At 60.7% G+C, this 12,123-nt stretch carries 9 protein-coding genes; 5 read left to right on the forward strand and 4 right to left on the reverse strand.

The window, feature by feature from the left end:
- Positions 1–265 precede the first annotated feature (265 nt).
- Together gatB and CHB75_RS01370 are read right to left on the reverse strand one after the other, a co-directional pair.
- Positions 266–1,780, reverse strand: a complete 1,515-nt coding sequence (gatB, locus tag CHB75_RS01365; protein ID WP_089268719.1) for an Asp-tRNA(Asn)/Glu-tRNA(Gln) amidotransferase subunit GatB — start codon at positions 1,778–1,780, stop codon at positions 266–268.
- Between the two features lie 72 nt (positions 1,781–1,852).
- Positions 1,853–3,103, reverse strand: a complete 1,251-nt coding sequence (locus tag CHB75_RS01370; RefSeq protein ID WP_141135061.1) for a hypothetical protein — start codon at positions 3,101–3,103, stop codon at positions 1,853–1,855.
- Positions 3,104–3,284: 181 nt separating this feature from the next.
- On the opposite strand from CHB75_RS01370, the gene CHB75_RS01375 reads away from it, so the two are divergent.
- Positions 3,285–3,953: a transglycosylase SLT domain-containing protein gene (locus CHB75_RS01375; protein WP_245840588.1), complete on the forward strand. Its 669-nt coding sequence runs from the start codon at positions 3,285–3,287 to the stop codon at positions 3,951–3,953.
- Between the two features lie 82 nt (positions 3,954–4,035).
- On the opposite strand, the gene CHB75_RS01380 is transcribed toward CHB75_RS01375, so the two are convergent.
- Positions 4,036–4,902, reverse strand: a complete 867-nt coding sequence (locus CHB75_RS01380) for a lysophospholipid acyltransferase family protein (protein WP_089268721.1) — start codon at positions 4,900–4,902, stop codon at positions 4,036–4,038.
- Positions 4,903–5,290: 388 nt separating this feature from the next.
- Complete coding sequence (gene pepN, locus CHB75_RS01385) at positions 5,291–7,840, reverse strand: aminopeptidase N (RefSeq protein WP_089268722.1); 2,550 nt, start codon at positions 7,838–7,840, stop codon at positions 5,291–5,293.
- Positions 7,841–7,967: 127 nt separating this feature from the next.
- Between pepN and CHB75_RS01390 the strand changes: the two genes are divergently transcribed.
- The 4 genes from CHB75_RS01390 (at position 7,968) to CHB75_RS01405 (ending at position 12,104) form a co-directional block, all read left to right on the forward strand.
- Positions 7,968–8,165, forward strand: coding sequence for a hypothetical protein (locus tag CHB75_RS01390; RefSeq protein ID WP_089268723.1), 198 nt, complete (start codon positions 7,968–7,970; stop codon positions 8,163–8,165).
- A 431-nt stretch (positions 8,166–8,596) separates the two neighbouring features.
- Positions 8,597–10,750, forward strand: coding sequence for a malate synthase G (locus CHB75_RS01395; protein ID WP_089268724.1), 2,154 nt, complete (start codon positions 8,597–8,599; stop codon positions 10,748–10,750).
- Positions 10,751–10,831: 81 nt separating this feature from the next.
- Entirely contained in the window at positions 10,832–11,260 is a 429-nt protein-coding gene (locus tag CHB75_RS01400; protein WP_089268725.1) for a GlcG/HbpS family heme-binding protein, read from the forward strand.
- A gap of 67 nt (positions 11,261–11,327) precedes the next feature.
- A complete protein-coding gene (locus CHB75_RS01405; protein WP_089268726.1) occupies positions 11,328–12,104 on the forward strand; it encodes a gamma-glutamyl-gamma-aminobutyrate hydrolase family protein in 777 nt (258 codons plus the stop codon).
- Positions 12,105–12,123 lie beyond the last annotated feature (19 nt).

Raw genomic sequence — 12,123 nt, forward strand, 5'->3', positions numbered from 1 at the left:
GCATCAAGCACCAGTTCGACAACAAGCACGACATCAACAAGTGCGACCTCAACCACACGGTGATTAACGGCTGTTCATGTCTCTACGTCCGCCCTGCGGGGCGGGCGCGCAAGGAACGGATGACGCAGCAAATTCCGCAAGGGCCGACCTGCTCACGCTGATCGCCGCCTCTGATCATGGCACGGCGCCATACGCCAGCCATACGGTTGCCATACGCAAACCATACGCCTTCCATACGCCTTCCATACGCCGATTTTGCCGGTTTTTACAGGCCCAGCTTCGCCGCTACGATGGCGTTCACCGCCGCCGGGTTGGCCTTGCCGCCGGTGGATTTCATCACCTGACCAACAAACCAGCCCGCCAGTTTCGGATTCTGTTTCGCCTTTTCGACCTGCGCCGGATTGGCCGCGATGACCTCATCCACTGCGGTTTCGATCGCGCCGGTGTCAGTTACTTGAAGAAGGCCTTTTTCTTTAACGATATCCGCGGGATCGCCGCCGTCGTTAAACACGATTTCGAACACATCCTTGGCGATTTTGCCGTTGATATCGCCCGATTTGATCAGCGTGATCAGCCCGGCCAGCTGTTTTGGCGTCACCGGGGACTCGGAAATGTCCCGATCGTCCTTTTTCAGGCGCCCGAAAAGCTCATTTATGACCCAGTTCGCCGACAGTTTTCCGTCTGAACAAAGGCCGACAACCTCTTCGAAGTAAACGGCATTTGCCGTGTCGGCGGTCAGGACAGAAGCATCATATTCCGACAGGCCGAAATCCTTGACGAACCGGGCCTTCTTGGCGTCAGGCAGTTCCGGAAGCGAGGCCGCGATCGCATCGACCCACTCCTGCTCGATTTCCAGCGGCAGCAGATCAGGATCGGGGAAGTACCTGTAATCATGGGCTTCTTCCTTCGAACGCATCGACCGCGTCTCGCCCTTGTCTGGATCGTATAGCCGGGTCTCCTGATCGATTTTACCACCGGACTCAAGGATCGCGATCTGGCGTTTTGCCTCGTAATCAATGGCTTGCTGGATGAACCTCATGGAGTTCATGTTCTTGATTTCGCAGCGCGTGCCAAGATCGCCAAAATCCTGGGACGCCTGATATTTTTCATATTGCCCGGGACGGCAAACCGAAACGTTCACATCCGCCCGCAAACTGCCGCTCTGCATGTTGCCATCACAGGTGCCAAGGTACCTAAGTATCTGACGCAGCTTGACAACATAGGCCGCGGCCTCTTCGGGTCCACGGATGTCGGGGCGGCTGACAATCTCCATCAGCGCCACACCGGTCCGGTTGAGGTCGACGAAGGACATGTTCGGGTCCATGTCGTGGATCGATTTCCCGGCGTCCTGCTCGATATGGATCCGTTCGATCCGCACCAGTCGTGCAATGCCCGGCTCCATGTCCACCAGCACTTCGCCCTCGCCCACGATGGGGTGGTAAAGCTGGCTGATCTGATAGCCCTGCGGCAGGTCAGGGTAGAAGTAGTTCTTGCGGTCGAATGCACTGAAAAGGTTGATCTTTGCCTTCAGGCCCAGCCCCGTGCGCACCGCTTGTTCGACGCAGAATTCGTTGATCACCGGCAGCATGCCTGGCATGGCCGCATCCACAAAGGAGACGTTGGAGTTCGGCTCCGCGCCGAATTTGGTCGACGCACCCGAGAACAGCTTGGCCTGCGTCGCGATCTGGGCATGGACCTCCATCCCGATCACCAGTTCCCAGTCGTGCTTGGCCCCGGCGATAACCTTGGGCTTGGGGGAGTCGTAGCTCAGATCCAGCATGCCTTGCGTCCTCATTCGTATGAACGCTCCGGTCTTAGGGCAGGTGCCGCTCCGGGGCAAGGGGGCGGGCGGTCAGTTGACGATGCGCAAACAGTCCTGTTCAAAGTTGTCCTTGTGATCATGCTCGATTTCAGATGCAAAATGCCCGGCGAGCGAGGACATGGCGCGCGCACGACCCCTGGCTGCGATCTCTCCATTACCCGTCTGCGGGTTCGTTTTTGCCTTTGGCAGCGCCGCCGCCCAAACGACCGGATGCAGCTCGCGCAGGTGGTCATGCACGATCCAGTCGAAACAGCCCGAAATTCGGTCGCGGAGATCGACCGGTGCGGCCGATTGCGCAAGCGTGAAACCCGTAAAGGCAGCGAGAAGGTTGATGGTATGCTGATCCGAACACCGCGCGACGATGTCGTGCAGGCCTTCTACGAAGTATTCGGCATCCAGCAGGCCGAATGCCTCTGGATCGACCGCCAGCGCGTCAAAATACACCCATACATAGGCACCGGCACCCCAGATATCGCGGGTGCGCGCCGCAGTGCGCCGCGCTTCCAGCTCAAGATGCTCGTAACTGCCAAACCAGTGCGGCAGCAGGTAATTGCCCAGATTGCGCATGTGGTTCGGGTTGTGTGGGTCGAAATCAATAATATCCTCGTAGTCGTCGGCCACCCGCGGGGCAGGGCGCGGATGCCCGACGAGCAGAGCGCAGCGCGCGGCGGCAAGAGACGGCGCGTCAAGCTCAAAAGGGTCGAAGCTATTGATAATCCGTGCAGCGGTCCGGAAGTGTGCATGGAAAGCGGCCAAACGGTGCGTCAGAATTTCTTCTGGCCCGCTTTCACCACGCCATTCACAACCGATTTCTATATGCGCTTGAGCGACGACAAGACCGATGCCGTAGTCGTGGGGATAGTCAGCCTGCATATCGTCAAGCGTGGCCAAGGCCGCTTTGGTGCCCTGTACATCATCGCGCCGCGCGGCGTCGCGTGCGACTTCCATGGCATCGCCCCGTGCGCCTTGCGCCAGAAGGTCAACCACTGAGGTGGCACCGGGCGTGGCAAGACGCTGACGGTCGCTTGCGGCGATCAGGCGGGCCAATTCATCCCACCGGCCCTGCCGCGCGAGGAGTTGGCCGTGCGTGCGATATTGGGCTTGTGCGCATGTCTCCGGCGTCTCGACACGGGTTGTAATGTCGAGGTTAGGCACTAGCGGTGAGGTGTTCGCGGCGACGGGCGTACGCTGTCCCGGTCGAAACACCGACTTGAGGGCGTTCAATCTTGGGCCAAGTTGCAGGCCCAGCGAGCGGGAGTAAAGGCGATGTGACAGGTTCATCCAGTTATTCTGCCTATACAATCTGGCCCAAAAAGGGCAGCCGCGCGTCACTTGAGTGATATTCTTTCCAAAATTCTTGCAAAGATTTTATATAATTTGAAGTCTCTCTTGTTGGGCGGGGCAGCGGCGTCCGGGGGCTCCGACTTGTGCGGCAGCGTGGATGTGAGGCAATGTGGCCGCCATGCTGCGTTTCGCATTTCTTCTGGCTATGATTCTGGCTCCTCTGAGAGGGTGGGCCACCACATCGCCCGCCTTTCCGCCGCAATCGCCGCTGGCGGTGACCGAATCTCTGCGTCCGGTCGCACGGTCTGAAAGCCTGCCTGCCGTACGCTGGAGCGATCGGGCGCGCGGCCTGCTGTGGACCCGCGCTTCGGTATCGGCGCTGCGCGGACATGCCAGTGATCTGCCCAGAATGGTGCCGCGTGACATTGATGCCTGGTGCCCCGCCTACCGAACGGCCGACAAGGCCAAGCGCGAGGCGTTCTGGGTCGGCCTGCTGTCTGCCTTGGCCAAACATGAAAGCACCTACCGCCCCAAAGCCGTCGGTGGTGGTGGGCGGTGGTATGGGTTGCTGCAGATCCTGCCGGGAACGGCGCGCAGCTATGGATGTCGCGCCTATAGCGGCGATGCGCTGATCTACGGGCCTGCTAACCTGTCCTGCGCGCTCAGGATCATGGCGCACACTGTCGCGCGTGACGGTGTGGTGTCAAAGGGGATGCGTGGTGTGGCCGCTGACTGGGGGCCGTTCCACAACGCGGCCAAGCGTGACGACATGATGTCCTGGACCCGATCGCAGAGTTTTTGTCGCGCGCTTGACGCCACAAGGCCAAAGGCGCGGCCGATCCCTTAGCCAAGGGCCAGTAAATACGGGGCGGTCAGCGCAGTTTGGCCCGCAATGGCGCGGACCCAGAGCGATCTATCAGAACTTTCGCTTAGTATGCCTTGAGCCAGGATGGCTTGCGCGTACTGTCCACCAGAGACACAGCCGGTGCCCGCGCACCACCCAGTGCCAGCGTCGCGCGACGCAGCATTTCGATGCTTTCATCCGACCGCGCAGGCAGCGCGCTGGCCGAAATCGGCTCTCCCACCGTGACACGGTAGGGTTGGCGATGCTTGTTCAGCGTCTCATGGAACAGGGTGATGTCGCGCAGGGTCGGGTGGATTAGGTCGAACAGGTAGAACAGCACCGAATTGCGGGCGCGGATGTTTACCGGGATCACGGGCAGGTCGAATTTGCGCGCGATCATCGCAGCCGACGCCAGCCAAGGCCGTTCATGCAGCGACAGACCGCGGCGTTTCGCCAGCCGTCCGGACGGAAAGATGACGCCAAGCCGCCCACCTTCGACCGCCGAGCGGGTAAAGGCCATCGTTTCACGCGTCTTGCCATGGCTGCGCTTTTCCTGCCGCCATTCGACGGGCGCAATCATGTCTGACATCTGCGGCAGGACGCGCAGGATGTCATGGTTCGCAAAGAAATAGCTGTCCGGCCGCACCTTGGTCAGCAAATGGTTCAGGATGATCCCGTCAGCAATCCCGGTGGGGTGGTTCGCCACGATCAATGCCGCTCCGTGACGGGGAACGTGGCCCAGCCCCGCGACCTCAACGTCGCGCGCCAACAGCTGGCCCATCGCTGCCATGATCTTGTCCGAGGGCATTTCCTCGAACGCGCTGGCAAGCGAGACGGTCTTTTCGTACCCGAGCAGGAAGTTCAGGGTGGCGCGAGCATGCCGCGTTCCGGGCCGATCGGCAAATAGCCACGGCGCGCGTTCTTGGATCAATGGGTCGATACGGTCCTGCATATGGCACTCAGAACAGGTTATTGAAACAGGTCTGTGACAGGGTCGCGCTGTCTGTTCAAGCAGCGCAAGCCCAGGAAAGTGCTGGCTCCCGGCGTGAGCGGAAAACAGCAAGTCCAATCGGATAACGCGGGCGTGAAGCCGCCGGTTCCTTCGATTTATCGAAAAAAGAGGCGATTGAACAGAGCGAAAGCTCAAGTTCAATCCTGTTCCGGTCATCAATTGCCTTGGCGACAGATCCGTTATTATCGGATCTGTCTGTGTGATCGGCACAGGGGTCCATCATGTCGAATGCTGGTCTGGCAGGTATTTCCAAGGATGGGATGGTCGGGGTGGACGAGACGGTGCCCGCCATGCCCCCCGCGCCATCCCGGCCCTGCTCTCCAAAGCTTTAGCCCAAAATCCGGCTGACCATCTCCGTCGTGTCACGCGACAAGCTTGGCTGGGCGGCGATGCGTTCCAGCGCGGCCTTCATCAGGGACTGCCGGTCGGCGTCATAGCGCCGCCAGGTTTGGAAAGCGGAACACATCCGGGCCGTGGTCTGCGGGTTCTTTGCATCCAGCTTGATCAGCCAATCGGCCAGCAGATCATAACCGGCGCCGTCCTTGCGGTGGAACCCGGCGTGGTTCATCGCCAGCGCGCCAAAGACCGCGCGGAACCGGTTGGGGTTCTTCATGTCAAAGGCCGGATGTTCGGTCAGCGCTTTCGCCCGGTCCACCGCCTGTGCGGGATGCGCTGCACCGACCTGCAGGCCGAACCATTTGTCCATCACCAGCCGGTCATCCTTCCACTGGTCGTGGAAGGATTGCACCGCTTTCGCATCCTTGCCCGCCTGAATAAGCTGGCTGAGCGCCGAGAGCTGCAAGGTCATGTTGTCGGCCTTGTCGAACTGCTTTTGCGCCGCTTCACCGCCGTCCAGCCGCGTCTGCAGGGCCAGCGCCGCCGCGCCCAGCGAACGCTTGCCAGACTGTTCTGCACTGGGTTCATAGGGCTCCGTCACCTTGCCCTCAAAGGCTAGCTTGGGCAGCAGATCCCGGAAGGTCCGGGCCATGGTGTCCGCCATGGTTTCCTTGGCCTGCCAGATTTGATCGGGGTCCGGCGTCACGCCCACTTCGTACAGCGCCTGCGCCAGTTCGGACTGCGACGGCAGGGACAACATCAGCGCGCGAAAGGCCGGGTCGAGGTCATCGTCGCGCAGCAGCGCAGCCAGGCCGTCAAGATAGGCCTGATCGGGGGCCGCACCGTCGCGCACCATCGCGATAAGGCTGGCGCGGGCAAGGTTGCGCCCCGCTTCCCAGCGGTTGAATGCGTCCGTGTCATGCGCAAGCAGGAAAACCTGTTCGTCCCGGCTTGCCGCGCGCTCCAGCACCACGGGGGCGGAAAAGCCACGCAGCAGGGACGGAACGGGTTTGCTCGCCAGATCCCGGAATTCAAAGCTCTGCTCGGCCTCGGTCATCTCAAGCAGCGTGGTTTTCACCACTTCGTCGCCATTGGGGTTGAGCAGACCCACCGCGATGGGCAGCACCTGCGGCAGCTTTTCCGCCTGATCCGGGCTGGGCGGCGTATGCTGTTTGAAGGTTAGTGTATAAGTGCCGTCGGCGTAGGCCTCACTGACCGAAAGGCGCGGGGTGCCTGACTGGGAATACCAGCGCTTGAACTGGGTCAGGTCGCGGCCCGTCACATCCTCGAACACCTTCAGCCAATCCTCGATCGTGCAGGCCTGCCCGTCGTGACGCGCGAAATACAGCTCCAGCGCCTCGGCATAATCTTCGTCACCGACCAGCCGCTTTAGCATGCCGATCACCTCGGCGCCCTTTTCATATACGGTGGCAGTGTAGAAGTTGTTGATTTCCTGAAACGACTCGGGCCGCACAGGGTGGGACAGCGGACCCTGATCCTCGGGGAACTGGCGACCGCGCAGGTCGATCACATCACTGATCCGCTTGACCGGGGCCGAACGCATGTCAGAGGTGAACTGCGAGTCGCGGAAAACCGTCAGACCCTCTTTCAGGCACAGCTGGAACCAGTCGCGGCAGGTGATGCGGTTGCCGGTCCAGTTGTGGAAATACTCATGCGCGATGATCGCCTCGATGCGTTCAAAGTTCATGTCGGTCGAGGTTTCGGGGGATGCCAGAACGGCAGAGGAGTTGAACACGTTCAGCCCCTTGTTCTCCATCGCGCCCATGTTGAAATCGTCCACCGCAACGATGTTGAAGATGTCGAGATCGTATTCGCGCCCATACACTTCCTCATCCCACTTCATGGACTTTTTCAGCGCTTCCATGCCGAAGGCGCATTTGCCTTCGTCGCCCGGACGCGCCCAGATGTTCAGTTCGACATCCTTGCCCGAACAGGTGGTGAATTCACCGGGGAAATTCACCAGATCGCCGGCCACAAGCGCAAACAGATAGGACGGTTTGGGCCATGGGTCGCGCCATTCGGCCCAGCCGTCGCCGCTGTCCTTGGGGTTGCCGTTGGACAACAGAACGGGATGCGGGCCTTCGACGCGCACGGTAAAGACCGACATCACGTCAGGGCGGTCGGGGTAGTATGTGATCTTGCGGAAACCCTCGGCCTCGCACTGGGTGCAGTACATGCCATTCGACATATACAGCCCTTCCAGCGCGGTGTTGGTTTGCGGGCTGATCTCGACTTCACTCTCCCAGACAAAGGGTTTGTCGGGCACGGCGCAGGTCAGCCCCTCGGGCGTCACGGTGGGCGTGACCTTCTTGCCGTCGATCTTGGACGACTTCAGGATCAGATCTTCGCCATGCAGGAAGAACGTCTTGTCGGTGGCCTCCGGATTGGGGGCGAACTTGATGCGGCTCAGGACGCGGGTGCTGGTCGGGGCCAGCCGGAATGTCAGATGGACCTCTTCGACCACGAACCCAAAGGGTGTGTAATCGCGCAGGTAGATCGTTTGGGGGGCGGCGTCTTTCATTTCCGGTCTCTCCTGAATTCGCAGCGCAGGCCCTGATCGTATGGAACCGCGTCATTTGTCCGAGTGTTAGGTCCGTGAAACGGACGCTGCAACAGCGTTCCCACTGTTTTTTGGAAAGGTCTCTCCTATGTCTGCACCCGATACAAACACGACAACCGAAGAAAAGCGGCACAAACCTTCGATTCTGGGAATGAAGGCGGTGCTGATCTTTGTCGCCATTCTATTGGTTGGCTGGCTTGTCTGGACAGTGAGCGCCGCCGACGCTCCAGACGGCGCAAAGGCGCAGATCGACGGGCGCACCGGCGAAGAGGTTCAGACGGAATAGCCTTTCGGTGACATGGTTGGTCGTTCTGACATAGGCCACGTTTCTGTTGGAATTTCGCGCACCGGCGTGCAGCTGATTCATTCTATTTTCTAACCAGATAACTGACGGTCTGATTGTACATCGGGCCGTCAGTTTTCGTTTCTGTGATGTCCGCTTTCAGTACGGACATACATCATGCCAGTCACCGAAGCCGGTGAAATCTCTGCACAGAAGCGATACATCATTCTTTGTCTGGCGCAGTGGCGAGCACGGGTCCGGGATGGATTCCCCGGTTGTGAGGATCGTTGTCGCAATTTGCGAAGGCAGGCGGCAGAATGGCGGAATGAGCACTTTGAACCGCTTCTGATCAGCTTCGCCTGTTGCCTATCGGAAACTCTTTTTCTAATGATGCACACAATTGCATACCGAACAAATCCTAGGGGGAGGCCGACATGACAACACGTATCACCCGATCCGATCTTCAGATCGACGAAATCCTGTATTCCTTCATCGAAGAAAAGGCATTGCCGGGCACCAATGTGTCTGCGGACATATTCTGGCAGGGGTTGTCGGATCTGATCCACGATTTCGGGCCTCGCAACCGTGCCTTGCTGGAAACGCGCGCCAAACTGCAAACCCAGATCGACGGCTGGCACATCAAGCGGCGCAACCAGCCGCATGATCACGAAGCCTACAAGGCCTTCCTGGCCGAGATCGGTTACCTTCTGCCCGAGGGTGATGACTTCGAGATCGACACCGCAAACGTTGACCCCGAGATCGCCACCGTGCCGGGGCCGCAGCTGGTCGTGCCGATCACCAACGCGCGCTATGCCCTGAACGCCGCGAATGCCCGCTGGGGCAGCCTGTATGATGGTTTTTACGGCACGGACGCCATGGGCACACCAGCGCCCAAGGGCGGCTATGACAAGGGCCGTGGTGCGCGGGTCGTGGCGCGGGCGCGGGTTTTCCTGGACGAGGCATTCCCGATTGATGGCGGCAGCCACGCGGATGCGCGCCGCTATCACATTCACAACGGCGCCCTGCTGGTGGATGACATGCCGCTGGTCGATCCGTCGAAATTTGTGGGCTACAAGGGGCACCCCCGTGCACCCGAAGCGGTGGTGCTGCGCAACAACGCACTGCACGTTGAACTGGTGTTTGACCGCACCCACCGGATCGGCAGCCGGGATCAGGCCGGTCTGGCTGACGTCCAGATGGAAAGCGCGATTTCCGCCATCATGGACTGCGAAGATTCCGTCGCCTGCGTCGATGGTGAAGACAAGACACAGGCCTATGCCAACTGGCTGGGCTTGATGAAGGGCGATCTGGAAGAGACCTTCGAGAAGGGCGGCGAGAGCCTGACCCGTGCGCTGAACGCGGACCGGGTCTATACCGCGCCGGACGGTGGCAAGGTGGCCCTGAAGGGGCGCGCGCTGATGCTGATCCGCAATGTGGGTCATCTGATGACGAACCCCGCGATCCTTGACCGTGACGGCCACGAAGTGTTCGAAGGTCTGATGGATGCAATGATCACCGCGGTGATCGCCAAGCACGACCTTGCCCGCGTGGGCGGCAATTCGGTCACCGGATCGGTCTATGTGGTCAAGCCCAAGATGCACGGCCCCGAAGAGGTCGCCTTTGCCGACGAGACCTTCAGCTTTGTCGAAAAGGTTCTGGGCATGCCGCAGAACACCGTCAAGCTGGGCATCATGGACGAAGAACGGCGCACCTCGGTGAACCTCAAGCAATGTATCCGGGCGGCGAAATCGCGCGTGGCCTTTATCAACACCGGGTTCCTTGACCGGACCGGGGACGAGATCCACACCTCGATGGAGGCCGGTCCGTTCAGCCGCAAGGATTTCATCAAGCGCAAGGCCTGGATCGGCGGGTATGAAAACCGCAATGTCGATATCGGTCTGGAGTGCGGATTGTCCGGCAAGGCCCAGATCGGCAAAGGCATGTGGGCGATGCCCGACATGATGGCCGCGATGCTTGAACAGAAGATCGAGCATCCCAAGGCCGGCGCCAACTGCGCCTGGGTGCCGTCGCCCACCGCCGCCACGCTGCACGCGCTGCATTATCACAAGATCGACGTATTCGCCGTGCAGGCACGTCTGCGCAAGGGCGGGCGGCGTGCGCATGTGGACACCATCCTCGACATCCCGCTGGCGGCGTTCCAGAAATGGTCCGAAGATCAGGTTCTGCGCGAGGTCGAGAACAACGCACAGGGTATTCTGGGCTATGTTGTGCGCTGGATCGATCAGGGCGTAGGCTGTTCCAAGGTGCCGGACATCAACAATGTGGGCTTGATGGAGGATCGCGCGACCTGCCGGATTTCAGCGCAGCACATCGCCAACTGGCTGCACCACGATGTGGTGAGCGAGGCCACGGTGATGGAAGTCATGCGCAAGATGGCCGTGGTCGTGGACGGTCAGAATGCCGGGGATCCGGCCTATCGCCCGATGGCACCGGACTTTGGCAGCATCGCGTTTCAGGCGGCCTGTGATCTGGTGTTTCGCGGGCGCGTGCAGCCTTCGGGCTATACCGAGCCGGTGCTTCATGCCCGCAGATTGCAGCTCAAGGCCGCCTCACAGAAGGCTTCGTGACAAGGGGATGAGGGGGCTGTCGGCCCCCTCGGGTACCTTCAGGCGCGCATGGAAAGAGAAGAAACAGGGATTGGAGACGATATGGCCGGGATTTCACTGAGACGGGCGCGGACGATCATTCGCAAGGCGCTGGAGCATGGCAAAGCCGCGGGGATGAACCCGCTGACGGCCATCGTGCTGGATGCGGGCGGGCATGTGATCGCGTTCGAGCGTGAAGACGGCGCGAGCCCGGGGCGGTTCCAGATCGCGCAGGGCAAGGCCTATGGATCCATCATGCTGGGCATGGCGGGCACGGCGCAGATGAAGCGTGCCGAGGCGCAGGCCTATTTCATCGCCGCTGCCGGGGCGGCCTATGGCGGGCAGATGATCCCGGTGCCGGGCGGTGTTCTGGTACGTGATGCCAAGGGGGCCGTGATCGGCGCAGTGGGGGTCACCGGTGATTCGTCGGAAAATGATGCAGCCGCCGCAAAAGCGGGCATTGAATCCGTGGGTTTGAGCGCCGAAATCTGAGCCGCTCTTTTCCATTCCTTCAGGGTAGCTTATGTAATGTGCATTCGACTATCCTGAAGGGGGCACCATGACCCGTCCGATCGTTGGCATCATCGGCAACCAGCATCTGTTGAACGACCAGTATCCGGCCCATGCCGGCGGCTCGATGAACTCCGAGGCGGTGGCCTGTGTGGCGGATTGTGTGCCGCTGCTGATTCCCGCCGATCCGCGGTTCATGTCGGTCGATGAACTGCTTGAGGCCTGCGATGGGTTCGTTCTGACCGGCGGACGGCCCAATGTGCATCCCGAAGAATACGGCGAAGAGGCGACCGAGGCGCATGGTGCCTTTGATCGCGCCCGCGATGCCATCGTGTTGCCGCTGGTGCGCGCCTGTGTCGAGCGGGGACAGCCCTTTCTGGGCATCTGCCGCGGCTTTCAGGAGGTGAACGTGGCCATGGGCGGTTCGCTTTACCCTGAAATCCGGGACCTGCCGGGGCGGATTAACCACCGGATGCCCCCCGACGGCACGCTGGAAGAGAAATTTGCCCTGCGCCATGTGGTGACTTTCACCGAAGGGGGGCCGTTTTCCCGCCTGATGGGGTCGCAGGAGGTCATGACCAACACGCTGCACGGGCAGGGGATCAAGCGCCCCGGCGCGCGGGTTGTGGTGGATGGCCATGCCCCCGACGGCACGCCAGAAGCCACCTATATCGAGGGCGCGACGGGTTTTACCCTGTCGGTTCAATGGCATCCGGAATGGGATGCGGCGAACGATCCCGTCTCGCGCCCGCTGTTTACGGCCTTTGGGGATGCTGCGCGGGATTGGGTGGCGGCCAAGGCGTTTCCGGGTCGGAAATCGGCCTGAGCCGACACCGGGTTCCTGC

It is taken from the genome of Puniceibacterium sediminis (assembly GCF_900188035.1).
Classification (GTDB): domain Bacteria; phylum Pseudomonadota; class Alphaproteobacteria; order Rhodobacterales; family Rhodobacteraceae; genus Puniceibacterium; species Puniceibacterium sediminis.

Excerpts from the sequence above, each read along its gene's own strand:
- CHB75_RS01405 (WP_089268726.1), top strand. The coding sequence starts at position 11,328 with ATGACCCGTCCGATCGTTGGCATCATCGGCAACCAGCATCTGTTGAAC.
- pepN (WP_089268722.1), bottom strand. The coding sequence starts at position 7,840 with ATGAAAGACGCCGCCCCCCAAACGATCTACCTGCGCGATTACACACCC.
- CHB75_RS01400 (WP_089268725.1), top strand. The coding sequence starts at position 10,832 with ATGGCCGGGATTTCACTGAGACGGGCGCGGACGATCATTCGCAAGGCG.
- CHB75_RS01380 (WP_089268721.1), bottom strand. The coding sequence starts at position 4,902 with ATGCAGGACCGTATCGACCCATTGATCCAAGAACGCGCGCCGTGGCTA.
- CHB75_RS01375 (WP_245840588.1), top strand. The coding sequence starts at position 3,285 with ATGCTGCGTTTCGCATTTCTTCTGGCTATGATTCTGGCTCCTCTGAGA.
- CHB75_RS01390 (WP_089268723.1), top strand. The coding sequence starts at position 7,968 with ATGTCTGCACCCGATACAAACACGACAACCGAAGAAAAGCGGCACAAA.
- CHB75_RS01370 (WP_141135061.1), bottom strand. The coding sequence starts at position 3,103 with ATGAACCTGTCACATCGCCTTTACTCCCGCTCGCTGGGCCTGCAACTT.
- gatB (WP_089268719.1), bottom strand. The coding sequence starts at position 1,780 with ATGCTGGATCTGAGCTACGACTCCCCCAAGCCCAAGGTTATCGCCGGG.
- CHB75_RS01395 (WP_089268724.1), top strand. The coding sequence starts at position 8,597 with ATGACAACACGTATCACCCGATCCGATCTTCAGATCGACGAAATCCTG.